This window comes from Aeromonas sp. QDB54, assembly GCF_027707385.1.
Taxonomy (GTDB): Bacteria; Pseudomonadota; Gammaproteobacteria; order Enterobacterales; family Aeromonadaceae; genus Aeromonas; species Aeromonas hydrophila.
Window position 1 is genome coordinate 113,849 of sequence record NZ_JAPCIT010000013.1, and the last position, 24,483, is coordinate 138,331.

The 24,483-nt window shown below is 62.3% G+C and carries 19 protein-coding genes and 1 other RNA gene; 12 read left to right on the forward strand and 8 right to left on the reverse strand.

Going from position 1 to position 24,483, the window contains the following annotated elements; genetic code table 11:
- Positions 1-209: 209 nt before the first annotated feature.
- The 8 genes from PG881_RS14245 to PG881_RS14280 form a co-directional block, all read right to left on the reverse strand.
- Positions 210-3,110 (reverse strand): DUF748 domain-containing protein, encoded by a 2,901-nt coding sequence (locus tag PG881_RS14245; protein ID WP_270800798.1) that lies wholly within the window; start codon positions 3,108-3,110, stop codon positions 210-212.
- 48 nt (positions 3,111-3,158) lie between these two features.
- Positions 3,159-3,920, reverse strand: a complete 762-nt coding sequence (locus PG881_RS14250; protein WP_270800799.1) for a substrate-binding periplasmic protein — start codon at positions 3,918-3,920, stop codon at positions 3,159-3,161.
- A 37-nt stretch (positions 3,921-3,957) separates the two neighbouring features.
- The gene (locus PG881_RS14255) at positions 3,958-4,380 is read right to left on the reverse strand and encodes a MerR family transcriptional regulator (RefSeq protein WP_016350898.1); all 423 of its coding nucleotides are present in this window, start codon (positions 4,378-4,380) and stop codon (positions 3,958-3,960) included.
- Between the two features lie 11 nt (positions 4,381-4,391).
- Entirely contained in the window at positions 4,392-5,348 is a 957-nt protein-coding gene (locus PG881_RS14260) for a hydroxymethylglutaryl-CoA lyase (protein WP_242798898.1), read from the reverse strand.
- Positions 5,345-7,309 (reverse strand): acetyl/propionyl/methylcrotonyl-CoA carboxylase subunit alpha, encoded by a 1,965-nt coding sequence (locus PG881_RS14265; RefSeq protein WP_270800802.1) that lies wholly within the window; start codon positions 7,307-7,309, stop codon positions 5,345-5,347. The genes PG881_RS14260 and PG881_RS14265 overlap by 4 nt, the downstream gene beginning before the upstream one ends.
- Positions 7,310-7,418: 109 nt before the next feature.
- The gene (locus PG881_RS14270) at positions 7,419-8,258 is read right to left on the reverse strand and encodes an enoyl-CoA hydratase-related protein (protein ID WP_011705943.1); all 840 of its coding nucleotides are present in this window, start codon (positions 8,256-8,258) and stop codon (positions 7,419-7,421) included.
- A gap of 9 nt (positions 8,259-8,267) precedes the next feature.
- On the reverse strand, positions 8,268-9,869 hold the full coding sequence (locus tag PG881_RS14275) for a carboxyl transferase domain-containing protein (RefSeq protein ID WP_270800803.1): 1,602 nt from the start codon (positions 9,867-9,869) through the stop codon (positions 8,268-8,270).
- A complete protein-coding gene (locus PG881_RS14280) occupies positions 9,866-11,014 on the reverse strand; it encodes an isovaleryl-CoA dehydrogenase (RefSeq protein WP_270800804.1) in 1,149 nt (382 codons plus the stop codon). Before PG881_RS14280 ends, PG881_RS14275 begins: the two co-directional genes overlap by 4 nt.
- A gap of 244 nt (positions 11,015-11,258) precedes the next feature.
- Here PG881_RS14280 and PG881_RS14285 point away from each other — a divergent pair, with 244 nt between their 5' ends.
- The 12 genes from PG881_RS14285 to PG881_RS14340 all read left to right on the forward strand — a co-directional run bounded on the left by PG881_RS14285 (position 11,259) and on the right by PG881_RS14340 (position 24,449).
- Complete coding sequence (locus tag PG881_RS14285; RefSeq protein WP_270800805.1) at positions 11,259-12,770, forward strand: CoA-acylating methylmalonate-semialdehyde dehydrogenase; 1,512 nt, start codon at positions 11,259-11,261, stop codon at positions 12,768-12,770.
- 65 nt (positions 12,771-12,835) lie between these two features.
- Positions 12,836-13,993, forward strand: a complete 1,158-nt coding sequence (locus PG881_RS14290) for an acyl-CoA dehydrogenase family protein (protein ID WP_270800806.1) — start codon at positions 12,836-12,838, stop codon at positions 13,991-13,993.
- Positions 13,994-14,131: 138 nt separating this feature from the next.
- Positions 14,132-14,944, forward strand: coding sequence for an enoyl-CoA hydratase (locus PG881_RS14295; protein ID WP_024943941.1), 813 nt, complete (start codon positions 14,132-14,134; stop codon positions 14,942-14,944).
- 59 nt (positions 14,945-15,003) lie between these two features.
- Complete coding sequence (locus PG881_RS14300) at positions 15,004-16,107, forward strand: enoyl-CoA hydratase/isomerase family protein (protein ID WP_270800807.1); 1,104 nt, start codon at positions 15,004-15,006, stop codon at positions 16,105-16,107.
- Between the two features lie 27 nt (positions 16,108-16,134).
- Positions 16,135-17,055, forward strand: coding sequence for a 3-hydroxyisobutyrate dehydrogenase (gene mmsB / locus PG881_RS14305; RefSeq protein WP_270800808.1), 921 nt, complete (start codon positions 16,135-16,137; stop codon positions 17,053-17,055).
- A 71-nt stretch (positions 17,056-17,126) separates the two neighbouring features.
- Entirely contained in the window at positions 17,127-17,888 is a 762-nt protein-coding gene (locus PG881_RS14310) for an SDR family oxidoreductase (protein ID WP_270800809.1), read from the forward strand.
- A gap of 389 nt (positions 17,889-18,277) precedes the next feature.
- The gene (arcD, locus tag PG881_RS14315; RefSeq protein WP_029300698.1) at positions 18,278-19,714 is read left to right on the forward strand and encodes an arginine-ornithine antiporter; all 1,437 of its coding nucleotides are present in this window, start codon (positions 18,278-18,280) and stop codon (positions 19,712-19,714) included.
- 90 nt (positions 19,715-19,804) lie between these two features.
- Positions 19,805-20,593 carry a sulfite exporter TauE/SafE family protein gene (locus tag PG881_RS14320; RefSeq protein WP_011705953.1) on the forward strand — a complete coding sequence of 263 codons (789 nt, stop codon included), beginning with the start codon at positions 19,805-19,807 and terminating at the stop codon, positions 20,591-20,593.
- A gap of 102 nt (positions 20,594-20,695) precedes the next feature.
- An RNA gene (ffs, locus tag PG881_RS14325) (signal recognition particle sRNA small type) lies at positions 20,696-20,792 on the forward strand.
- Between the two features lie 135 nt (positions 20,793-20,927).
- Positions 20,928-21,575: a TnsA endonuclease N-terminal domain-containing protein gene (locus tag PG881_RS14330; protein WP_113995226.1), complete on the forward strand. Its 648-nt coding sequence runs from the start codon at positions 20,928-20,930 to the stop codon at positions 21,573-21,575.
- Complete coding sequence (locus PG881_RS14335; RefSeq protein WP_113995225.1) at positions 21,568-23,442, forward strand: Mu transposase C-terminal domain-containing protein; 1,875 nt, start codon at positions 21,568-21,570, stop codon at positions 23,440-23,442. The genes PG881_RS14330 and PG881_RS14335 overlap by 8 nt, the downstream gene beginning before the upstream one ends.
- Positions 23,442-24,449, forward strand: coding sequence for a TniB family NTP-binding protein (locus tag PG881_RS14340; protein WP_270800811.1), 1,008 nt, complete (start codon positions 23,442-23,444; stop codon positions 24,447-24,449). The genes PG881_RS14335 and PG881_RS14340 overlap by 1 nt, the downstream gene beginning before the upstream one ends.
- Positions 24,450-24,483: the final 34 nt, after the last annotated feature.

Below are 24,483 nucleotides of genomic sequence, written 5' to 3' on the forward strand. Positions count from 1 at the left end.
GGTGAGAAAATCCTGGCCCGATAAGTGGCTGTGTCATCACGCAGGCGTGGCCGTGTGGTGGCTGAATTGCCGAGAGAGCCAGTGGCTGGCTGCTGCAAGGGTAAAGCAAGACTGCGGCGAGATGATGGATTTGGCGATGGGCGCCAGGAGGAGACGAGCGGGCAGGATGAAAGGCATGGCATCCCCCTCATCCTGCTGATGCCACCGGCTCAATCGTCCAGCGTCAGCACCACCTTGGCCTCCTTGTCGGCCTCCTTGACCTGGCTGTCCAGCACGAACAGCCGCTCCGGCGCTATCCCCTGGCGGTCCACCAGAAACTCCTTGGTGTTCTGGGCGCGGCGCATGGCCAGATTGCGCAGGGACTTGGCGGTGATGAGCTGCTGATCCCGCAGCAGGAGCACCGCCTGGGCGCGCAGGGCCGGGCTCTCTTCATCGAGCTTCAGCCGATCGGCCAGATCCCCGAGATCTTCGTTGAAACGGGCCTCATAAGCTTGTGCCAGGGCCGATTGCATGGCGGGGTCCTGCTCCAGCAGCTCGAGGTCCACCGGGCCGCCGGTGATCTTGGCCAGCGCTCGCTCCAGCTTCTGGCGCTGCAGGATGGGTCGCTCCTCGTTGAAGTTGACCTTGCCGCGGATATTCATGCTGAGCTTGGGCCTATCCTTGAGGGCTTGCGCCAGTTTGGCCAGTTTCTCCTGCTGGGTGGGGGTGAGATCCGGCTCACCGGGCAGGAAGGGCAGCTCATCGAGATCCTCGCTGCCGCCCGCCAGGGAGGCGAGCAGCGAGAAGGGGGAGGTGACGGCCTTGCGCAGGGTGTTGCCGAGCACGTCCCAGAAGATGTTGCCGAGGCTGAAGTCCGGCTGATCCAGGTTGCCCTTCACCTTCAGGTTCATCTGGATGACGCCGTTGGCATCGCTCAGCAGGGCGACCGCCAGTCCCAGCGGCAGATCCTTGGCCTGCTCGCTCTTGACCTTTTCCCCCAGCTGCAGCTTCTTGATGGTGATGTCGTTGTCCCCCTCCAGCCGATTGCCCTGCAACTGGTAGTTGAGCTTCATGGAGAGCTGGCCCTTGTCGATGGCATAGCCGGCGTAGGTGCTGGAGTAGGGGGTGAAGGTGGTGAGCTCCAGGTTGTTGAAGGTGACGGCCACGTCCAGCACCGGCTGCTCGATCAGCAGATTGGTGCCGCCGCGGATGGTCACCGGGGCGTAGCGGTCCACCTTGCCGTTGAAGGCCAGCTCGGAGCGCTGGCCTGGGATGTTGCTGATGTGGCGGCTCTGACCGCTGAGGGCCGCGATGTCCACCACGAATTCCGGGCTCAGGCTGCGATCGGCAAAGCGCAGGTTGCCCTGCTCGGTGCGCACCTGGGCGATGCTGACGCGGGGGGCCGGCCCGCTGCTGGCGGGCTTGGCCGTGGCGGGTTGCGGCAGCAGCAGTTGCTGCACGTTGGTGACCCTGTCCTCGTTGATCTCGATGCGGGCGAAGGGTTTGCGCAGCAGGATGTCGTCGATCTTTACCTGCTGGCTGATGCCGTCGTAGTGCAGGCCGCTCAGCTGCAACTGCTCAATTTGCAGCAGGCGCTGGTTGTCGGCCCGATCCAGCACGTTGAGCCGTTCGATATCGAGCCCGCCACTCAACTCCAGCTTGCTCAATGCCCCCTTGGCATCGGTGGCCAGCGCCAGCTTGGTGCGGCTGGCAAGCTGGCCGTCGCGCACGCTGATGCGCAGCAGATCCTGCAGATAGGGCTGGGCCCAGCTGAGCGGCAGGCCCTGTTGCCTGATCTCGCCGTTGAGGCTGAAGGGGGTGAGGGCGAGGTTGCCGTCAAAGTCCAGTTTCGCCTGATTGTTGAGCACCCCGCTCAAGGTCAGCGGACTGCTCTGTCCGCTCTGGCTGCCCAGCGGACCCAGCGCCAGCGTCAGTGCGGAGAGCTCGCGCAGCAGCGGTTTGCAGCTGCTCGATTCGGTCAGCTTGAGCTGGCCCTGCTCGATGTGAGTCTGCTTGAGGCTCCAGCGCCAGGGTTGGTCCGGCGCCGCCGGTTTGGCGGCTTTACTGGTGTTGACCGGCGGCTGGGGGAGCAGCATGGTGGCCAGATCCAGCTGCTGGTTGGCATCGAGCACCGCGCTGACGGCCGGCGCCTTGAGCGCCAGCTGGTCGATCTGCAGCGCCTGCTTGTTGCCGTCGAGTGCGATGCCGGTCAGCGCCAGCTGCTTGAAGCGGGCAAATTCGCCGCCCTTGCGACGCTGGAGCTGCCAGTCATTGAGGGTCAGCTTGCCCTTGGAGAGTTGCCAGCTCAGCCCCAGCTTGCCCTCGGCTATCTGGTAGGTCAGCTCAGCGTTGGCCTCGCCCTTGGCCAGCTTGACGTCGAGATAAGGGGCCCAGAGCGGGGCGAAGGGGGCGAGCGCCAGCTTGCCGAGGCTGATCTTACCCTTGCCGGCGCCGCTCATGATGTCGAACTCACCGCTCGCCTTGAGCGGGCTCTGCTGGTTGAGGGTGGCGGCAAGCGCGAAGGGGTTGGCGCGGCCAGGGACGGTGGAGAAGGTCGGCAGTTGCAGGTCGAGCCCGCTCAGGGTCAGGCTGGGCACCCAGCCGGGGCTGCTCTGCTTGCGGCTGTCCTGATAGATGATGTGACCCTGCTCTGCCGCCAGTTGGTTGATCTGTACCAGCAGGGGGGCCTCGTTGCTGGTGGCGGGCACATCATTTTGCACGAGCAGGCTGGCCAGCGCCTCGGTCAAATTGAAGCGAACGGTTTTGCCTTGATCCGCCAGTCGCACCAGGTTGACGGTTGGCTTGACGAGGCGCGCCTCGTCGAGGATCAGGGCGCGCTGGCGCCAGCTTTCCCCTAGCAAGGGGGTGAGCTGCAGGCGTTCAAAGGCGACGAGGGGCTGCTGCTGGTCATCGAACAGGGTGGTGGGGCCGATGGCGAGGGAGGGGTGGCGCAGGCCGACGTCGATCTCCCCCAGGCTCAGGTGCAGGCCGTAGTGTTTGGCCAGCCAGCTCGGCAGGTGGCGCTGGGTCAGCGTGGGGGCTTGCCATAACAGAATAAGCAGGGAGAGCAGCAGGGCGGCGCAGAGGTAGAGGGCGTAGCGCAGCAGACGGGCACGCAGAGGCTTGGGCATGAGGGTCTCCAATTGATGCGCATAGGGTAACAAACTTTCAGGGCATGATCATGGTGCCACTTGATGCTGTACGCCGTACTTTGTCCAAAGACTTGCCAATTTCCCGCTCTCTTTCAGCCGGGCCAGCCACTGCTCCAGCTGCTGTACCGAGATCCCGGCGTCCGGGCTGAGCAGGGCGCGCAGCTCATACTGCTGATCCCACCGGTTGGAGCGCAGCAGCTGGTCGGCCTGCTCGGGGTACTCCTTGTCGAACTGGTTGAGGTAGGAGAGGTTGAGGATGGCCACCTCGCCGCGCCCCTTGAACAGCCCCTGCAGGGCGCTGATGTTGTCCTTGACCAGGGTGATATTGAAACGCTGCTTCAGGATGCTCGCGCTGGCGTCGAAATCGGCGATGCCGTAGTGATAGCCGCTGACCCCGATCAGCTGGCGCTCGGCCAGGTTGTCAAAGAAGGATTGATCCCGCCCCGGTGCCTTGAGGGCGACATAGCGCTCACCGCCCAGCAGCAGCGGACGGCTGATGCGCACCTGATCGGCATTCCAGTCCCAGCGGATATCCTCGAATAGCATCAGCGAGAAGCGGCCGAGGGCCAGCGCCTTGTAGCGGTGGGGGGCCGAGGTGGGCACGAACACGAAGTGCACATCCTGCTGGATGTCGTTGAGCAGGGCGATGAGATCCAGGGTCAGCCCGCGATAGTGGCCGCTGTCGTCCTTGACGACGAAGGGGGCATAGGGGTAACCACCGACCCGGATCAGCGGGTGGCCCCATGCCGTACAGCAGAGCAGCAGCAACAACCAGCACCAGCGTTTCATGGGGTCTCCCAGCAGGCAGAGATGATCCCAGATTCGGTTAATCTGCGCTGGTTTTCAAGCTGTTAAGGGAATTAACACAGCGCTGCTCGGCCGCCTCCAGCTCGGCCATCACCATCTGGATATCCTCCAGCTGCTGGCGCAGGGAGTGACGCTTGGCCTCGATGAGCTGGATCATGGAGTTGAGCTGGGTCTTGCTGGAGCGGTCGGTGTCATACATGTCGAACAGCTCGCGGATCTCCGCCAGGCTGAAACCGAGGCGCTTGCCGCGCAGGGTCAGCTTGAGCCGGATCTTGTCCTTGTGGCTGTAGATGCGGGTCTGCCCCTCCCGGGTCGGGGTAATGAGCCCCTCGTCCTCGTAGTAGCGGATGGTGCGCGGCGTGATGTCGAACTCGTGGGCCAGCTCGGAGATGCTGTAGGTCACCTCCTTGCCGGCGAGCCCGTGGGCGAGGGTGTTGGACATGGCGGGGTTCCTTATTGCGGGGATGACTGGCACAGCCGGGTGCGCAGCCGCTCGGCATTGGCGTGCAGGGCCCGGCCGACCCGCGAGCCGTTGGGGCGGCCGAGCTGCTCGCTGACCCACTGGCCGGTGGCAGCCAGCTGGTCGAGGTCGACGCCGGTGCTCATGCCAAGGCCGTGCAGCAGGTAGACCACCTCCTCCGAGGCGACGTTGCCGGAGGCGCCGGGGGCATAGGGGCAGCCGCCGAGCCCGGCCACCGAGCTGTCGATGGTGCGGATGCCGCGCTCCAGCGCTGGCAGCAGGTTGGCCAGCCCCTGGCCATAGGTGTCGTGAAAATGGACTGCGAGCCGGCCGGCCGGGATCTCGTGCAGCACCGCATCCAGCATGGGGGCGACCGTGCCCGGGGTGCCGACGCCGATGGTGTCGCCGAGCGATATCTCGTGGCAGCCCAGATCCAGCAGCCGCTCGGCCATGGCGGCGACCCGCTTGGGCCGGGTGGGGCCATCGAACGGGCAGGCGATGACAGTGGAGAGGTAGCCGCGCACCTTGATGCCGAGGCTGCGCGCCTCCTGCACCAGCGGGGCGAAACGTACCAGCGACTCCTCCACACTGATGCCGATGTTGGCCTGAGTAAAGCCGTCGGAGCAGGCGGTGAAGAGGCCTATCTCGTCGGCGCGGGCGGCAATGGCGGCCTGCAGACCCTGCAGATTGGGCACCAGGGCGCCATAGCGGGTCGGCCCCCTGCGCGGCAGGGCGTTGAACAGTGCGGCGGAATCCGCCATCTGCGGCACCTTCCTGGGCGACACGAAAGCGCCGACCTCGATGCGCTGCAGCCCGCACTCGGCCAGGCGGGCGATGAGCTCCAGCCGCTGCACCAGCGAGAGGGTGGCGGCCTCATTTTGCAGGCCGTCCCGCGGCCCCATCTCCACCAGGCTGACCTTGTCGTCCCGGCTCTCCTGTGCTCGGCTCATGAGCGTTCCTCCTGCGCGGTATGCTGCTCGGCAAAGCGCACCAGCAGGGCGCCCTGACTCACCTGTTCGCCCTGGCGGCACTGCAGCGCCTCGATCACCCCATCCCGGTCGGCCTTGAGGACGTGCTCCATCTTCATCGCCTCCAGCACCAGCAGGGGTTGTCCCTTGCTGACCGGCTGGCCGGCCTCGACCTGCAACGCCACGACGATGCCGTGCATGGGGGCCAGGATGCCGGGGGCATCGCCTGCCTCGTGATCATGGTGCAGCTGATGATGCTGATCATCGGCCGAAAAGCGGATGCGCCTGCCCGCCAGTTGCAGCAGATAGTCGCCCTCGCCGAGGGTGTGCAGCGGGTAGCGCTGCCAGCTGCCGGCCTGCTGCAGGCGGATCTGATCCGCCCCGAGCTCGAACGGGATCTGCTCGCCCTGCCAGAGCAGGCTGCCTGCCCGCTCGGCGAGGGTCAGCACGCGGGCCTCCTCGCCGATGCGCACCGCTGCGCTAAAGCTGCGGGTGGGGCCCAGCCGAAAGCCTGCGGCCTGCTGCCAGGGGGAGGCGCCGTGCTCGCGACTGGCGAGCCAGAGGGCGGCGAGCGGCCAGGCGAGCGCCGGAACGGGCAGGGTGTCGGTGGGAATGGGCCACTGGGTGTGGTGGCCCATGGCCAAGACGTCAGGCTCTTCGCACAGGCGCAGCAAGAGCGGGCCGTTGTGCACCAAGGGGCCGAGTTCCAGCGCCGCCAGCGCGTCGGCCAGGCTGGCAAAGGCTTCGCTGCGGCTCGCTGCGTGGGCGATCAGCTTGGCGATCATGGGGTCGTAATAGGGGCTCACCGCATCGCCGGCACTGACGCCGGTGTCGATGCGCACACCAGCCGGCCAGTGAAGCCAATTGATGGGGCCGCTGGCGGGCAGAAAACCGGCCGCCACGTCCTCGGCGTAGAGGCGCGCCTCCACCGCATGGCCGCGCAGCACCACTTCCTCCTGGGTGAGCGGCAGCGGCTTGCCTTCGGCCACCGCCAGCTGCCAGGCCACCAGATCCTGGCCGGTGACGGCCTCGGTGACCGGGTGCTCCACCTGCAGCCGGGTGTTCATCTCCATGAAGAAGAACTCCTCCCCGCACAGCAGAAACTCGATGGTGCCGGCTCCCCGATATTTGATGGCCCGGGCGGCGGCGACGGCGGCCTCGCCCATGGCGCGGCGCAGCGCCGGTGCGATGTCGGGGGCGGGGGCCTCCTCGATCACCTTCTGGTGACGGCGCTGCAACGAGCAGTCCCGGTCCCCCAGATAGATGGCGTTGCCAAGGGTATCGGCAAACACCTGCACCTCCACGTGGCGGGCGCGGGCGAGATAGCGCTCCAGCAGCACGTGGTCGTCACCGAAGGCAGAACTTGCCTCCCGCTTGACCGCCGCCAGGGCCTCGTCAAAGTCGGCCAGCTGATCGACCCGGCGCATCCCCTTGCCACCGCCGCCGCTGGCCGCCTTGATAAGGAGCGGAAAGCCCACCTGGCTCGTCTGATCGCGCAAAAAGTCGGGGTGCTGATCCGCGCCGTGATAACCGGGCAGCACCGGCACGCCGGCTGTCTGCATCAGCGCCTTGGCGCCCGACTTGTCGCCCATGGCGAGAATGGCGGCGCCGCTTGGCCCGATGAAACGCAAGCCCCGCTGCTCGCAGGCGGTGGCAAAATCGCTGTTTTCGGACAGGAAACCGTAACCCGGGTGGATGGCGTCGGCGTTCGCCTGCTGGGCGATGCGCAGCACCTTGCCGGTGTCGAGGTAGCTCTCCCGGGCGGGGGCCGGCCCCAGATGCCAGGCTTCGTCGGCTTCCCGCACATGCATGGCGCGGGCGTCGGCGTCCGAGTAGAGGGCGATGGTGTGAATGCCGAGGCGCCGGGCTGTCTTGATGATGCGCACGGCGATTTCGCCGCGATTGGCGATCAGCAGGCGCTTAATTGGAGTGTGATGGGTCATGCTGACTCCCTGTTGTTCAAGGCGCACAAGTGCGAAGCGTGTTGATCCACACGCCAGTTATATTGAGCACAGTTGGCGATCAGCAGGCGCTTGATGGGGTGGTATTGAGTCATGCTTCGTCCTTGAAACGGGGGCGCCAGGCGGGGGGGCGTTTGTCGAAGAAGGCTTGCATCCCCTCCTGGGCTTCAAGACCGACCCGTACCCGGGCGATGGTCTCGACGGTTTTCTCTTCGTGCAGGCTGGCGCCGTGGCTCTCGAGGGCGGCCAGCAGCCGCTTGGTCTCTTTCATCGCTTCCGGCCCGTTGCGGCACAGGCGCAGGGCCTGCGCGCGTCCTTCGGCCAGCAGCTGATCCGGCGGGCAGCGTCGGTGTGCCACGTTGAGCCGGCAGGCGGTCACTGCATCGAACGGTTCGGCACAGAGCATCAGGGCGCGGGCCTGGCGCATCCCCATGGCGCGCACCACGTAGGGGCTGATCACCGCGGGCACCAGCCCGAGACTCACCTCGGAGAGGCAGAAGCGGGCGTCATCGGCGGCCAGCACCAGATCGCAGGCGCAGATGAGGCCCAGCGCTCCGCCGTAGGCGGCGCCCTGTACCAGCGCCACCGTGGGGAAGGGGAGCTCGTCCAGGGTTTGCATCAGCCGGGCCAGCACCCGGGCGTCTTCCCGGTTGTGCTCGAAATCGGCATGAGCCAGGTTGCGCATCCAGTTGAGGTCGGCGCCGGCGCAAAAATGCTTGCCTTCGGCCCGCAGCAGCAAGGCGTGGGGGCGATCGGCGAGGGCCTGGCCGTGGGTGTGGGCCAGCTCGTCGAGGCAGTCGAGCAGCCCCAGCATGAGGTCGGCGTCGAAGGCGTTGTGGCGGGCCGGGCGGTCGAGCACCAGCTCGGCCAGCGGGCCGTGTCGCTCCAGCCGAAAACCGGGCTGGAGAGCGTGACTGAGTGGATCGGACATGTGAACTCCTTACATCCGGAAGATGCCGTACTGTTCCGGGCCGGTCTCGGCCCCCTGACAGGCCGCCAGCGCCAGCGCCAGCACGGTGCGGCTCTGGGCCGGGTCGATGACGCCGTCATCCCACAGGCGAGCGCTGGCGTAGTAGGGGTGACCCTGGCGCTCATACTGCTCGATCACCGGGGCGCGGATGGTGGCAGCTTCCTGCTCGCTCAGGCTCTTGCCCTCGGCTGCCAGTTTGTCCCGACGTACCTGCACCAGCACCCCGGCCGCCTGCTCGCCGCCCATGACGGAGATGCGGCTGTTGGGCCAGCTAAAGAGAAAATCGGGTTCATAGGCGCGGCCGCACATGCCGTAGTTGCCGGCACCGAAGCTGCCGCCGACGATCAGGGTGATCTTGGGTACCCGGCTGCAGGCCACGGCGGTGACCAGCTTGGCGCCGTGCTTGGCGATCCCTTCGCGCTCGGCTTGGCTTCCCACCATAAAGCCGGTGATGTTTTGCAAAAAGATCAGCGGGATGGCGCGCCGGTTGCAAAGCTGGATGAAGTGGGCCCCCTTCTGGGCGCTGTCGCTGTGCAGCACGCTATTGTTGGCGAGGATCCCCACCGGCATGCCGCAGATGCGGGCAAAGCCGGTCACCAGTGTGGTGCCGAACAGCGCCTTGAATTCGTCAAAGTCCGAGCCATCCACCAACCTGGCGATCAGCTCCCGTGCGTCATAGGGGCGCTTGAGGCCGGTGCCCACCAGACCGTAGAGATCCTCGATGGGGTAGCAGGGGGGCTCATAACCGGGGCTGGTCTCTACCGGTTCGCTCCCCAGGTGGGTCACCAGGGTGCGGGCGATGGCCAGGGCGTGGCCATCGTCGCGGGCCATGTGATCCGCCACTCCGGAGTGGGCGCAGTGCACCTCGGCGCCGCCCAGCGCCTCGGCGCTGATCTCCTCGCCGGTGGCGGCCTTGACCAGCGGCGGCCCCGCCAGAAAGATGGTGGCCTGCTCCCTGACCATGATCGACTCGTCCGCCATGGCGGGCACATAGGCGCCTCCGGCGGTACAGAGGCCCATCACCACCGCCAGCTGGGGGATGTTCTGGGCCGACATGCGGGCCTGGTTGTAGAAGATGCGGCCAAAGTGATCCCGGTCGGGGAACACCTCGTCCTGCATCGGCAGGAAGGCACCGCCGGAATCCACCAGATAGAGGCAGGGGAGGCGCAGCCGCTCGGCGATGGCCTGGGCGCGCAGGTGTTTTTTCACCGTGAGCGGGTAGTAGGTGCCGCCCTTCACGGTGGCATCATTTACCACCAGCATGCACAGGCGCCCAGAGACCCGGCCGATGCCGGTGATGATGCCGGCGGCGGGCACCGGCTCGTCATAGACCTGCCAGCCGGCCAGCGCCGACAGTTCGAGAAACGGGGAACCCGGGTCCAGCAGCTGGTTGATGCGCTCGCGGGGCAGCAGCTTGCCACGGGCCTGATGGCGGGCGTTGTTGGCAGCGCCCCCGCCCAAGGCTATCTCCTCCAGACGGGCATTGAGATCGTCGACCAGTGCCTGCATGGCGGCCAGATTGGCCGCATATTCCGGACTCGCCGTGTCGAGGCGGGAGTGGATCCTGCTCATGCGTTATCTCCCATCAGCTCGCGGCCGATGAGCCAGCGGCGGATCTCCGAGGTGCCGGCGCCTATCTCGTAGAGCTTGGCGTCCCGCAGCAGGCGGCCGGTGGGGTATTCGTTGATGTAGCCGTTGCCGCCGAGCAGCTGGATGGCATCAAGCGCCATCTGGGTGGCATTTTCGGCGGCAAACAGGATGGCAGCGGCGCAATCCTTGCGGCTGGTGCGGCCCTGATCGCAGGCGCTCGCCACCGAGTAGACCAGCGCCCGGCTGCTGGCGAGGCGGGTATACATGTCGGCGAGCTTGCCCTGCACCAGCTGGAACTCACCGATGGGCTGGCCAAACTGCTTGCGCTCGCGCACATAGGGCAGCACCACATCCATGCAGGCCTGCATGATGCCAAGGGGGCCGGCCGCCAGCACCACCCGCTCGTAATCCAGCCCGCTCATCAGCACCTTGACCCCGCCATGCAAGGGGCCCAGCAGGTTTTCTTGCGGCACCCGGCAGTTATCGAACACCAGCTCGCAGGTGCTGGAGCCGCGCATACCGAGCTTGTCGAGTTTCTGGGCGGTGGAGAAACCGGGGGTCCCCGCCTCGACGATAAAGGCGGAAATCCCTTTGGGACCGGCGGCGGGATCGGTCTTGGCATAGATGACGAAGGTGTCGGCATCGGGCCCGTTGGTGATCCACATCTTGTTGCCATTGAGCACGAAATGATCTCCCTCACGCACCGCGCTGAGGCGCATGCTGACAACATCTGAACCGGCTCCCGGCTCGCTCATGGCCAGCGCCCCCACATGCTCGCCGCTCACCAGCGGGGGCAGGTAGCGCGCTTTTTGCTCCGCCGTGCCGTGGCGGTGGATCTGGTTGATGCAGAGATTGGAGTGGGCGCCGTAGGAGAGGCCGACCGAGGCGCTGGCGCGGCTCACCTGCTCCATCACCAGCACATGGGCCAGATAGCCGAGGTTCACCCCGTCATACTCCTCTGCCACCGTGATGCCGTGCAGACCCAGCTCCCCCATGCGGGGCCAGAGATCGCGGGGGAAGACGTTGCTCTGATCGATGTCGCCAGCGCGCGGCGCGATCACTTTCTGGCAGAAGGCCTCGACCTGCTCGGTCAGGGCGCACAGGGTCTCGTCCATCACTGCATGCATCCTTGCTCTCCTCATATGAAGGGGGTGACAGCTTGGCGGCCGAGCGGAAACAGGGGCCAAACTGGTCAGTCCATTTGTGATCTAAGTTTACGTTAGCGTAAACGTAAATTGATTGTTAGTCTAAGGTAAATTTGTTGCGCCATGACGGCAAGGGCGATTGCCCGGTCGTGATGGTCCCCGTCACAGGAGTGCCCATGGTCCGTTCGCAAGCGGCCCATGATGTGCCAGCAAGGAGAGAGTGCCCATGAACAACCATCAGACCCGGTTCGGTGACGTGCCGCTGCACATCGGCGGGGAGGCGTACCCTTCCGCGAGCGAGCAGTGGATCGAGGTGACCGATCCGGCGGATCAGAGCCTGCTGGCGCGGGTGCCGAAGGCCACCTCGGCGGAAATTGAACTGGCGGTGCGCACCGCTCACGACGCCTATCTGCTGTGGCGCGATGTGCCGGCCTCCGAGCGAGCCCGGGTGATGTTCAACTACCAGCATCTCTTGAAGACGCATCACGACGAGCTGGCGGCCCTGCTGGCCCAGGAGACCGGCAAGAATCTGGCGGATGCCAAAGGGGATGTGTGGCGCGGCATCGAGGTGGTGGAGCAGGCCTGCGCCATCGCCAGCCAGACCCTGGGGGAGACCATGGGTAACGTGGCGCGGCGGGTCGACGGTCACTCCTGGGTGCAGCCGCTCGGAGTCTGCCTTGGCATCACTCCCTTCAACTTTCCGGCCATGATCCCGCTCTGGATGTTCCCGCTGGCGGTGGCCTGCGGCAACGGCTTCGTGCTCAAGCCATCCGAGCAGGATCCGCTCACCCCCATGCGGCTGGCCGAGCTGTTTGCCGAGGCGGGAGCCCCCAGGGGCATTCTGTCGGTGGTGCACGGCGGCGCCGAGCAAGTGGATGCGCTGCTGGCCCATCCCGACATCAAGGCGGTCAGCTTCGTCGGCTCGGCCCGGGTTGGCGGTCACGTCTATCGCAGCGCCACTTCCCGGCTCAAGCGGGCCCAGTGTTTTGTCGGTGCCAAGAACCACATGGTGATCATGCCGGATGCCAACAAGGCGCAGGTGCTGAGCAACCTGGTGGGGGCCGGGGTCGGCGCCGCCGGTCAGCGCTGCATGGCCATCAGCGTGGCGGTGTTCGTGGGCAGTGCCCGGGAGTGGATCCCCGAGCTCGCCGCCGAGTTCGCCAAGGTGAAGCCCGGCGTCTGGCACGATCCTCAAGCGGCCTACGGCCCGCTTATCAGCCCGGAGGCAAAAGTCAGGGTGGAGGGGCTCATCGAGGCGGGGATCGCCGAGGGAGCAGACTGCCTGCTGGACGGCCGTTTTTGCGATGTGCCCGGCTACCCGGTGGGCAACTGGGTGGGGCCGACCCTGTTTCGCGGGGTGACCCCAGAGATGCGCATCTACCAGGAGGAGATCTTCGGGCCCGTGCTGGCCTGTCTCGAGGTGGCGAGCCTCGATGAGGCGCTCGCCCTCATCAACGACAACCCCTACGGCAACGGTACCTCCATCTTCACCGGCTGTGGCGCGGCTGCCCGCAAGTTTCGTCACGAGGTGGCGGTGGGCCAGGTGGGGATCAACGTGCCCATCCCGGTGCCGCTGCCGTTCTTCTCGTTCACCGGCTGGCGCGGCTCCTTCTACGGGGATCTGCACGCCTACGGCAAGCAGGCGGTGCGTTTTTACACCGAGACCAAGACGGTCACCGAACGCTGGTTCGACGAAGACATTCCCAGCGGCCCCAACATGACCATTCAGCTGCGCTGATGGCAGGTTGCCCGGACGCACCCACTGACAGAAACGGATCGAACAAGTACAAGGAAGCGAACAAGATGGATTTTACGTTGACCCCGGATCAGCAGGCCTATGTGGAGGCCGCCAGCGCTTTTGCCGAGGAGGCGCTCAAGCCTCACGCCGCGCGCTGGGACAAGGAGCATGAGTTCCCCATCCCTACCATCAAGCAGGCGGCGGCGCTTGGCTTTTGTGGCCTCTACACCCCGGAGCAGTACGGCGGCCTCGGCCTGCCGAGGCTCGATGCCAGCCTCATCTTCGAGCGCCTCGCCATGGGCTGCACCTCCACCACCGCCTATCTGACCATCCACAACATGGTGAGCTGGATGCTGGGCAGCTGGCTGCCTCCCGAGGTGGCCGAGGAGTGGGTGCCAAGGCTTGCCGGCGGCGAGCTGCTGGGCTCCTACTGCCTCACCGAGCCGGGTGCCGGATCCGATGCCGCGGCCCTCAAGACCCGCGCGGTGCGCGATGGCGAGGATTACCTCCTCGACGGCAGCAAGGTGTTCATCTCGGGCGCCGGCAGCACCGACGTGCTGGTGGTGATGGCCCGCACCGGTGGCGAGGGGGCGAAGGGGATCTCCGCCTTCATGGTACCGGCCGAGACGCCCGGCGTGAGTTATGGCAAGGCGGAGGAGAAGATGGGCTGGAACAGCCAGCCGACCCGGGAGGTGAACTTCAGCGCCGTGCGCATTCCCGCCCGTTACCGGCTGGGGCAGGAGGGGGAAGGGTTCAAGTTCGCCATGCTGGCGCTCGATGGCGGGCGCATCAATATCGCCACCTGCTCGGTCGGCACTGCCCAGCAGGCCCTCGACGATGCCCTGGCCCATGTGCAGCAGCGCCAGCAATTTGGCCACCCGATCAGCGAATTTCAGAGCGTGCAGTTTCGCCTGGCCGACATGGCCACCGAACTCGCCGCCGCCCGGCTGCTGGTACGCCAGGCGGCGGCCAGGCTCGATGCGGGGGCGCCGGACAAGAGCGCCTGGTGCGCCATGGCCAAGCGTTTTGCCACCGACGTGGGGCACCGCGTCTGCGACGACGCCCTGCAACTCTTTGGCGGCTATGGTTATATTCGCGAGTACCCGCTCGAGCGCTACCTGCGCGATACCCGGGTCCACCGCATTCTGGAAGGGACGAATGAAGTGATGCGGCTCATCATCGCCCGCCGCCTGTTGGCGGAGCCCGGGCTGGCGCTGGAGTAGCAGGAGGGCCGCCGTGCCCGGCAGCCCGCTCTGACGACGCGGTTGGCGTGGCTCGTCGTCAGGCTTTGTGAGCCAGCCGCAGGTCGGCTCCATTCAACCCTGTCATCATGGGGCAGGTTTTTTGACAAGGACAACGCAATGACAAGGATCAGGCTCGAATATCACGGTCACGTGGCTTACATCACCCTCGACCATCCTCCCGCCAACACCTGGACCCTCGCCAGCCTGCAGGCCTTCTTGCAGATGATGGTGGAGCTCGACAGCCGCCCCGACGTGGTGGCGCTGGTGATCCGCGGGGCCGGGGACAAATTCTTCTGTGCCGGCGCCGATCTCAACATGTTTGCCGACGGCAACCTGGAGCACGCCCGCGAAGTGGCCGAGGCCTTTGGCCGCGCCTTCGAGGCGCTGGCCCGCTTTCACGGGGTCAGCATCGCCGCCATCAATGGCTACGCCATGGGGGGCGGCCTCGAGGTAGCGCTGGCCTGTGACATCCGCATCGCCGAGCAGCAGGCCAAGCTGGGCCTGCCGGAGGCCTCGGTGGGCTTGCTGCCCTGCGCCGGCGGTACCCAGCGCCTGACCGAACTGGTGGGGCCGGGCTGGGCCAAGCGGATGATCCTCTGCGGCGAAAAGGTGAGCGCCACCCTGGCCTACGAGATGGGGCTGGTGGAAGAGGTGGTGAAGGAGGGCCACGCCTGGGAGGCGGCGCACCAGATGGCCCAGCTGGTGGAGCGCCAGAGCCCGAGTGCCCTGCGCGCCTGCAAGACCCTCATCAATCAGGGGCGCAGCAGCCATCGGGACGCGGCACTGCCGCTCGAGCGCAGCCTGTTTCTCACCCTGTTTGACGATGCCAACCAGCGCGAAGGGGTGGCCGCCTTCCTCGAGAAGCGAGCCCCGCGCTGGCACTACGACCAATCCAAGCCGGTAAAGAGTGAGGGAGTGAAGGATGAATGAGGTAATGATGGCGGCCCGCCATGTCGCAGGGGCTGATACCCTGTCTGCGGGGGCTCGCCATGAGTGAGCCTGTGCGCATCGAGACCCACCCCACGGCGGATGGCCGCCACATCGGCATGCTGACCCTAGACAGCCCCGCTTCCCTCAACGCCCTGAGCCTTGAGATGATCCAGTTGCTGCAGGCGGCGCTGACTCGCTGGGAGCAGGATCCGGCCATCGTCTGCGTGCTGCTGCAGGGGGCCGGCGAGAAGGCGTTTTGCGCCGGTGGCGACATCCGCTCCTTCTACTACCGCAAACAAGAGGCGAGCGAGTCGGCACTGTTTGGCTATGCCCGCGACTTCTTCGAGCAGGAGTACCGGCTCGATCACCACATCCACTGCTACAGCAAGCCCCTCATCTGTGTGGCGGACGGCATCTGCATGGGCGGCGGCATCGGTCTCTTTGCCGGAGCTGGTTTTAGAGTGGTCACCGAAAAAAGCCTGTTCGCCATGCCGGAGGTGACCATAGGTCTCTATCCGGATGTGGGGGCCAGCTGGTTTTTGAGCCGCATGCCGGGGCGGCTCGGGCTCTGGCTCGGCCTCACCGGGGCCCGCTTCAACGGGGCGGATGCCATCGGCCTGGGTATGGCGGATCACGCCATGGCGAGCCGCGAGCGGGCGGAGCTGCCGGCGCGCCTCGCCGCCCTCGACTGGTCTGACTCTGCCGATACTGGCGAGCAGATCGAGGGGCTGCTCGCCGGTTTGCAGCGATCCCTTGGCCAGACGCTGCCGGCCCCCGTGCTCTTGCCCCACCAGGAACGCATCGATGCGCTGTTGGCCGGCCGCTCCCTGCAAGGGGTGTTGGCACGCTTCGAGGGCGCCGAGCTGGACGAACCGGCGCTGGCCCTGGCGCGGGAGACCTGCCAGAGCGGCAGCCCCATCAGCCGCGCCATCCTCTGGCGCCAGTTCTGGCAGGCTCGACGTCAGTCGCTGGCCGAGGTGTTTGCCGACGAGCTGGCCCTCTCGGTCAACTGCGTGCTCAAAGGGGATTTCGTGGAAGGGGTGCGGGCGCTGCTCATCGACAAGGACAAATCACCCCGCTGGCAGGGCCCGCAGGCGGGCGAGGCCTGGCTGGATGACTTCTATCGCTGGCCCGAGGGGAGCAACCCCCTGCGTCCCTGCTGACGGGCGATCACATACAAGGAACAGACCATGACAAGGATTGGATTTATCGGGCTTGGCAACATGGGGGGCCCCATGGCCGCCAACCTGGCCAGGGCGGGGCACACAGTGCAGGTGTTTGATCTGGTGGCCGACAGCCTGACCCGGGCCATCGAGGCCGGCTGCATCGCCGCCGGCGATGCCCGCGAGGCGGTGAGCGGCTGCGAGCTGGTGATCAGCATGCTGCCGGCGGGCGAGCATGTGCGCAGCCTCTGGCTGGGCGAGAGCGCCGGTGAGCGGGGCGGGCAGGATCTGCTGGCGGCCCTGCCGCTCGGCGCCCTGGTCATCGACTGCTCCACCATCGATGTGGCCTCGGCCCGCCAGGTGGGGGCGGCGGCGCAGGCGCGCGGCATCCGTTTTCTCGATGCCCCCGTCTCGGGAGGCGTGGCCGGCGCGGCGGCGGGCACGCTCACCTTCATCGTCGGTGGCGAACAAGTGGATTTTGAGGCGGCCAAACCCGTGCTCGCCTGCATGGGGCAGAACCTGTTTCACGCCGGGGCGCTCGGCGCCGGCCAGATCGCCAAAATGTGCAACAACATGCTGCTCGCCATCCACATGGCGGGCACTGCCGAGGCGCTGGCGCTCGGGGTCAAGGAGGGGCTGGATCCGGGGGTGCTCTCCACCATCATGGGCAAGAGCTCGGGCAACAACTGGAGTCTCGAGCGCTACAACCCCTGGCCCGGGGTGATGGAAAACGTACCGGCGTCGCGCAACTATCAGGGGGGCTTCATGACCCGGTTGATGGTCAAAGACTTAGGATTGGCCATGGCGCTGGCCGAGCATGCCCACAGCGCCGTGCCGATGGGGGCCCTGGCCCGCAACCTCTTCAACCTGCACGCCACCAAGGGGCAGGGTGCTCGGGATTTTTCCAGCATCGTCGAACTTTATCTGGACAAGACAGAGCCGGGTTAAGGGCCGCTATCTACCTTTTTACCCGATAGTCTTTGACTCGACAGTTACCGGCCATCTCACCAGGAGCATTTATGGATATCACACAGAAAGTCATCGCCATCACGGGGGCGGGCAGGGGGCTGGGCCGCGCCATCGCCCTGAGTCTGGCGGAGCAGGGGGCGCAACTTGCGCTCATCGACGTCAACCGCACCGATCTGGAGGTGACCGAGGCGGAAGTGCGCAGCCGTGATGGCCAGTGCGCCCTGTTCGTCTGCAACGTGGCGAGCGAGCCGGAGGTCGAGGCGACCTTCGCCGCCATCCAGGGACAGTTCGGTGCCCTGCACGGCCTCATCAACTGCGCCGGCATTCTGCGCGACGGCATGCTGATCAAGGTGAAGGAGGGGGCGCTGACGGAGAAGATGAGCCTGGCCCAGTGGCAAAGCGTCATCGACGTCAACCTCACCGGCACCTTCCTGTGCGGGCGCGAAGGGGCGGCGCTGATGGCCACCGGCGGGGAGGGGGGCGTCATCATCAACATCTCCTCCATCGCCCGCGCCGGCAACATCGGCCAGAGCAACTATGCCGCCAGCAAGGCGGGGGTGGCCTCGCTGGTGGTCACCTGGGGGAAGGAGCTGGCCCGCCACGGCATTCGGGTGATGGGCATCGCTCCCGGGGTGTTTGCCACCGACATGACGGCGGTGATGAAGCCGGAGGCGATGGCCCGCATGCAGCAGGCCATCCCGGTGGGTACCCTCGGGCAGGCAGCGCAGCTGGCCCAGACGGTGCATTTTATTCTCGCCAATGACTATCTGTCTGGGCGGATGATCGAGCTGGACGGCGGCTTGCGCCTCTGAATATCGGCGCTCTGTTGCAGATGCTCCTGGCCCTCGGCGCAGGGGCATTTTTATTGAAACGTTTGTCAGCAGCCGGATTTGTCGACCTCGGCTGCAAGCTGCATTCTCATGCAGGTCTGATCCGTAAAAACGGGGCTCAGGTCATGGAAAAATGTGAAATATCAACGGGTCTTTCTTAATTTGAACCAGCTCACAGGCCCCCGGGGTCAGTGCTGTAAAATTGCGCGCGGTCAAGACGGTGCATGATTGACGGTACGAGGGATTGCGGTCGGAATAGTCATGCAATATAGTTGCCGCCTTTTTCACGGGGTACGGATTTCTAGCCCCTCCCATATTGCGCGCAGTATGAATACGGACGCTCTGCCGCCGCCTAATTAAACAGGATTGAGATGGACAAGAAACTGGGGCTTGGTGCCCTCATCTCGCTGGTGATCGGCTCCATGGTCGGTGCCGGAGTCTTCAGTCTGCCGCAAAACATTGCCGCTCATGCCAGTGCCGGGGCCGTCGCGCTGGGATGGGCCATCACCGGTATCGGCATGATCTGCCTCGCGCTGGTATATCAGAACCTCTCCATGCGTCGCCCGGATCTCGATGGCGGTATCTTCAGCTATGCCAAGGCCGGTTTCGGCGATTTCATCGGCTTCAACGCCGCCTGGGGCTACTGGCTCTGTCAGCTGCTGGCCAACGTCTCCTACGCCATCGTGGTGTTCAGTGCGCTGAGCTACTTCTTCGACACGCCGGACAAGGTCATCTTCGGTGACGGCAACACGCCGGTGGCCATCACGCTCGCCTCCCTGCTCATCTGGTCTGTGCATGCCCTGGTGCTGCGTGGCATTCAGGTAGCGGCGCTGGTGAACATCGTCACCACCATCGCCAAGATGGTGCCGCTCATCGTGTTCTGCGTGGCCATCCTGCTCGCCTTCAACATGGAGACCTTCACCCTGGATATCTGGGGTCAGGGCACCCCTGAACTGGGTTCGGTGATGGATCAGGTCAAGTCCACCATGAAGGTGACGCTCTGGGTCTTCATCGGCATCGAGGGGGCCGTGGTGGTCTCCGCCCGTGCCCGTCATCGCAAGGACGTGGGCCGTGCCACCGTGCTGGCGCTGCTGGGTGCCCTGGCGCTCTACGTGATGGTGACCCTGTTCTCGCTGGGGGTCATGAACCAGCCGCAACTGGCGGCCCTCAAGAACCCCTCCACCGCCATGATCCTGGAAGCTGTGGTCGGCCCCTGGGGCGCCTGGCTCATCAACATCGGCCTGGTGATCTCGGTGATGGGAGCCTTGCTGAGCTGGACCGTGCTGGCGGCGGAAGTGCCCTACATCGCGGGTAAGACCGGCGTGTTCCCTGGCTGGTTTGCCAAGGAGAACAAGAACGGCTCGCCGCAGGTGTCGCTCTGGTGCTCCACCTGCCTGGTGCAGACCTTCCTCATCATCATCTACTTCCAGAGCAGCACCTATCTGGCGCTGGTCAACATTGCCACCTCGGCGGCGCTGGTGCCCTACGTCTTCTCCGGCGCCTACGGGCTGAAGCTGGCGCTGAAAGGGGAGACCTACGCAGGCCAGCCCCATCAGCGCAAGCGCGACCTGTTCCTGGCGCTGGTGGCCACCGGCTACGGCTGCTGGCTGGTCTATGCCGCCGGGGTTGAGTACCTGCTGCTGGTGGCACTGCTCTACAGCCCCGGCATCTTCATCTACTGGAAGGCGCGCCAGCACCACGGGCTGCGCGGCCTCAACCGGCTGGAGCAGGGGATGACGGCGGCCCTGCTCGGTTGCGCGGTGCTGGCCTTCTACAAGGTGATGGACGGTACCATTCCCTTGAGTTAACCGGCACAATAAAGAGATGGCCCAAGGGCCATCTCTTTTTTTATGTGCAGCGCTCCATTTGTTCGCTGCACCGCCTCGGAAGGAATTTTTATGCTGTTTATGGGTTATCTGCTGCTGGGGGCGTTCGCCGGCATGCTGGCGGGATTGTTCGGCATCGGCGGCGGTCTCATCATAGTGCCCGTGCTGGTGCTGAGCTTTCACGCCCAGGGCGTTGCGCCCGACATCATTACCCATCTGGCACTGGGCACCTCGCTGCCCACCATGATCTTCACCGGCTTCAGCTCGCTGCGTGCCCACCAGGAGGCCGGTGCGGTCGACTGGGTGATGATCCGCCGGCTCGGCGCCGGCATGCTGGTCGGAGCCTGGCTCGGCGGCATGACCGCCAACCTGCTCAGTGCCAGCACCCTCAACATCATCATCGGCTGCTTCGCCTGGACCATGGCGCTGCAGATGGGGCTCAACCTCAAGCCCAAGGCGGAGCGTCATCTGCCGGGAGCGCTCGGCACCGGCATCGCTGGCACCGTCATCGGCTGGATGTCGGCCTTGTTCGGCATCGGTGGCGGCTCGCTGACCGTGCCTTATCTGAGCTGGAACAGCGTACCGATGCGCAACGCCGTGGCGGCCTCCGCCGCTTGCAGCATGCCCATCGCCCTGGCGGGCAGCCTCAGCTACCTCTACGCCGGCTGGAACAATCCAGACCTGCCAGAGTGGAGCCTGGGGTTCATCTACCTGCCGGCGCTGCTCGGCATCGTGCTCACCAGTACCCAGTTTGCCCGGGTGGGGGCCAAGCTGGCGCACCGGCTCTCTCCCCAGCGGCTCAAGCAGGCATTCGCCCTGCTGATGCTGCTGGTGGGCGCCAAATTCATGCTGTTTAGCTGAACCCTTGGCCAGATTGTTGAAAAATAAGGCGAACAGCATGAGCGAGGGCAGAAAGCCGTTGCATTGAGAGGCCAGTTTGCCTATTCTCCTAGCCGGTGGTCCTATTGGTCCTCTCGCATTGATAACCCGTCGACCTGGTCAGGACCGGAAGGTAGCAGCCAAGGCGGGGGACTCGAGTGCCGGGATGTGGCTGGTAGGGCCACCACTTGTTTCTGCAATTCATGTCGTCTAAACCATAAGTTGACATATCTAAAGCATAAGTTGACATGATCTTGCATCATAAGCTGACATAGCCTAAACCTGTAGTAAAGTAACAACAGGTTGGTGGTGTGTTATGTACCGTCGGCATCTCAAGCACTCCCGCGTAAAAAACCTCTTCAAGTTTGTCAGCGCTAAAATGAACACTGTATTTACAGTGGAATCGGCTTTGGAGTTCGATACCTGCTTTCATCTTGAGTACTCTCCTTCTGTCAAATTTTATGAGGCCCAGCCAGAAGGCTTCTATTACGAATTCGCTGGAAGGCAATGTCCCTATACTCCAGATTTTCGTTTAGTCGACCAGAATGACAGTGTCAGTTTTCTTGAAATAAAACCTTCAGATAAAGTCGCTGATCCTGATTTTCTCCATCGATTTCCGCTTAAGCAGCAGAGAGCCATTGAGCTTTCCTCCCCGTTAAAGCTCGTTACAGAAAAGCAGATCAGAATTGACCCTATTCTGGGAAATTTGAAATTGTTGCATCGTTACTCCGGCTTTCAGAGCTTTACTCCCCTGCACATGCAGCTTCTTGGGCTAGTGCAGAAGCTTGGTCGTGTATCATTGTTACGGTTATCTGATTCTATAGATGCGCCACCAGAAGAAGTCCTGGCATCAGCCTTGTCATTGATTGCCAGAGGGATCATGCAGAGTGATCTGACGGTACAGAAAATTGGTATTTCCAGTTTTGTGTGGGCTGGCGGTCATTCAGGCATTGACCATGGATAAGCATAATGGTGGATTGTTTGAGGATGAGTTCGTCATTCCTCAACCGTCGACCTCCACTTCCCCCATTGACGCCATTCAAGCTGTTTTACCTGCTACAGTGGATAGTTTTCCTTATGTTCTCAAGGTAGAGGCTCTGCATCGGCGCGACTATATTCTTTGGGTTGAAAAAAATTTGGCAGGAGGCTGGACAGAGAAAAACCTGACGCCATTGCTTGCTGACGCGGCCTTAGTCTTACCGCCTCCCACCCCTAATTGGCGAACACTTGCGCGTTGGAGAAAGATCTATATCCAGCATGGTAGGAAGCTGGTTTCTCTTATTCCTAAACACCAAGCGAAAGGTAACGCTCGAAGTCGGCTTCCACCTAGTGATGAGCTGTTTTTTGAGCAAGCTGTCCATCGTTATCTGGTGGGAGAGCAACCTTCAATCGCATCCGCATTTCAACTCTACAGCGATTCTATTCGAATAGAGAATCTCGGTGTTGTCGAAAACTCTATAAAAACTATATCTTATATGGCTTTTTATAACAGAATAAAAAAGCTGCCAGCTTATCAAGTCATGAAAAGTCGAAATGGTTCATATATAGCCGATGTTGAATTTAAGGCCATCGCTAGTCATAAACCGCCTAGCCGGATTATGGAGAGGGTAGAAATAGACCATACACCATTGGATCTACTTTTACTCGATGATGATTTATTAGTTCCCTTAGGGCGTCCTAGTTTGACATTGCTAATTGATGCTTATAGCCATTGTGTTGTAGGTTTTAATCTGAATTTCAATCAGCCTAGTTATGAATCTGTTCGTAACGCATTGCTCAGTAGCATTTCTAAAAAAGACTATGTAAAAAATAAATATCCATCGATTGAACATGAATGGCCATGCTATGGCAAACCAGAGACTTTGGTTGTTGATAATGGAGTTGAGTTTTGGAGTGCTAGCCTTGCACAGTCTTGTTTGGAACTTGGGATCAATATCCAATACAACCCAGTCAGAAAGCCATGGCTGAAACCTATGATCGAACGGATGTTTGGCATCATTAATCGCAAGCTTCTGGAGCCGATCCCTGGTAAAACCTTTTCAAATATTCAGGAAAAAGGAGATTACGACCCTCAGAAAGATGCAGTCATGCGCTTTTCCACCTTCCTAGAGATTTTTCATCATTGGGTCATCGATGTCTACCATTATGAGCCAGATAGTAGATATCGCTATATTCCAATTATATCTTGGCAACATGGAAACAAAGATGCACCTCCGGCACCTATCATCGGTGATGATCTGACGAAGCTTGAAGTAATCCTGAGCCTCAGCTTGCATTGTACGCACAGGCGAGGCGGCATTCAGCGCTATCATCTCCGCTACGATTCAGATGAGCTGGCTTCTTACCGTATGAATTATCCTGACCAGACAAGGGGAAAACGGAAAGTCCTCGTAAAACTCAACCCAAGGGATATATCTTATGTATATGTTTTTCTTGAGGACCTTGGCAGTTACATCCGTGTCCCATGTATTGACCCTATAGGTTATACAAAAGGCTTGAGCCTACAGGAACATCAAATTAATGTGAAATTACACCGAGATTTCATTAATGAACAAATGGATGTTGTCAGCTTATCCAAAGCACGAATCTATCTAAATGATAGAATAAAAAATGAATTAATTGAGGTCAGGCAGAATATTAGGCAGAGAAATGTCAAAGGAGTCAACAAAATTGCGAAATATCGTAATGTTGGCAGCCATGCAGAAACCAGTATTGTTCACGAACTCAATCATCCGGCCACAAATGAAGTGATTTCGAAAATGGAGAGCGCAAGTCAGCCAGAACACTGTGATGATTGGGATAATTTCACTTCTGGCTTGGAGCCCTACTGATGGATCTATCCTGTCATGATGCAGATAAGCTCAGGTCGTTTATCGAGTGTTATGTCGAGACCCCATTACTGCGGGCAATCCAAGAGGATTTTGATCGTCTTCGCTTTAACAAACAGTTTGCTGGTGAACCACAATGTATGCTGCTAACGGGTGATACCGGAACGGGTAAATCTTCCCTAATCCGTCATTATGCAGCCAAACATCCAGAGCAAGTCAGACATGGCTTTATTCATAAACCACTGCTCGTCAGCAGGATCCCCAGTAGACCGACTTTGGAATCTACCATGGTTGAGCTACTAAAGGATCTTGGTCAATTTGGTAGTTCGGACCGAATCCACAAGAGTTCTGCTGAAAGTCTGACCGAGGCATTGATTAAGTGTCTGAAACGCTGCGAGACAGAATTGATCATTATCGATGAGTTTCAGGAGCTCATCGAAAACAAGACCCGTGAAAAACGCAATCAGATTGCCAATCGGCTCAAATACATCAGCGAAACAGCCAAAATCCCGATTGTGCTAGTTGGTATGCCGTGGGCTACCAAAATCGCTGAAGAGCCACAATGGTCTTCGAGGCTATTGATACGCAGATCCATTCCATATTTCAAATTGTCGGATGATAGAGAAAATTTTATTCGCCTTATTATGGGATTAGCCAATCGTATGCCTTTTGATACTCAGGCCAGGCTGGAGACCAAGCATACAATTTACGCACTGTTCGCTGCCTGTTACGGTAGCCTACGTGCACTTAAACAGCTGCTGGATGAGTCAGTCAAACAGGCACTGGCTGCTCATGCCGAGACGCTGAAACATGAGCACATTGCAGTGGCATACGCGCTGTTTTATCCCGACCAAGTGAATCCGTTTTTGCAACCGATTGATGAGATCAAGGCTTGTGAAGTGAAACAATACTCGCGTTATGAAATTGATGCAGCAGGCAAAGAAGAGGTTCTAAACCCGCTGCAATTCACCGATAAGATCCCTATCAGTCAGTTACTAAAAAAGCGATAACGTGAAAATTTCCGCTGAGCATTAAAAACTAAGT

Coding starts and splice junctions, on each gene's coding strand:
- PG881_RS14245 (WP_270800798.1), bottom strand. CDS start 3,110: ATGCCCAAGCCTCTGCGTGCCCGTCTGCTGCGCTACGCCCTCTACCTC.
- PG881_RS14250 (WP_270800799.1), bottom strand. CDS start 3,920: ATGAAACGCTGGTGCTGGTTGTTGCTGCTGCTCTGCTGTACGGCATGG.
- PG881_RS14255 (WP_016350898.1), bottom strand. CDS start 4,380: ATGTCCAACACCCTCGCCCACGGGCTCGCCGGCAAGGAGGTGACCTAC.
- PG881_RS14260 (WP_242798898.1), bottom strand. CDS start 5,348: ATGAGCCGAGCACAGGAGAGCCGGGACGACAAGGTCAGCCTGGTGGAG.
- PG881_RS14265 (WP_270800802.1), bottom strand. CDS start 7,309: ATGACCCATCACACTCCAATTAAGCGCCTGCTGATCGCCAATCGCGGC.
- PG881_RS14270 (WP_011705943.1), bottom strand. CDS start 8,258: ATGTCCGATCCACTCAGTCACGCTCTCCAGCCCGGTTTTCGGCTGGAG.
- PG881_RS14275 (WP_270800803.1), bottom strand. CDS start 9,869: ATGAGCAGGATCCACTCCCGCCTCGACACGGCGAGTCCGGAATATGCG.
- PG881_RS14280 (WP_270800804.1), bottom strand. CDS start 11,014: ATGCATGCAGTGATGGACGAGACCCTGTGCGCCCTGACCGAGCAGGTC.
- PG881_RS14285 (WP_270800805.1), top strand. CDS start 11,259: ATGAACAACCATCAGACCCGGTTCGGTGACGTGCCGCTGCACATCGGC.
- PG881_RS14290 (WP_270800806.1), top strand. CDS start 12,836: ATGGATTTTACGTTGACCCCGGATCAGCAGGCCTATGTGGAGGCCGCC.
- PG881_RS14295 (WP_024943941.1), top strand. CDS start 14,132: ATGACAAGGATCAGGCTCGAATATCACGGTCACGTGGCTTACATCACC.
- PG881_RS14300 (WP_270800807.1), top strand. CDS start 15,004: ATGAGTGAGCCTGTGCGCATCGAGACCCACCCCACGGCGGATGGCCGC.
- mmsB (WP_270800808.1), top strand. CDS start 16,135: ATGACAAGGATTGGATTTATCGGGCTTGGCAACATGGGGGGCCCCATG.
- PG881_RS14310 (WP_270800809.1), top strand. CDS start 17,127: ATGGATATCACACAGAAAGTCATCGCCATCACGGGGGCGGGCAGGGGG.
- arcD (WP_029300698.1), top strand. CDS start 18,278: ATGGACAAGAAACTGGGGCTTGGTGCCCTCATCTCGCTGGTGATCGGC.
- PG881_RS14320 (WP_011705953.1), top strand. CDS start 19,805: ATGCTGTTTATGGGTTATCTGCTGCTGGGGGCGTTCGCCGGCATGCTG.
- PG881_RS14330 (WP_113995226.1), top strand. CDS start 20,928: ATGTACCGTCGGCATCTCAAGCACTCCCGCGTAAAAAACCTCTTCAAG.
- PG881_RS14335 (WP_113995225.1), top strand. CDS start 21,568: ATGGATAAGCATAATGGTGGATTGTTTGAGGATGAGTTCGTCATTCCT.
- PG881_RS14340 (WP_270800811.1), top strand. CDS start 23,442: ATGGATCTATCCTGTCATGATGCAGATAAGCTCAGGTCGTTTATCGAG.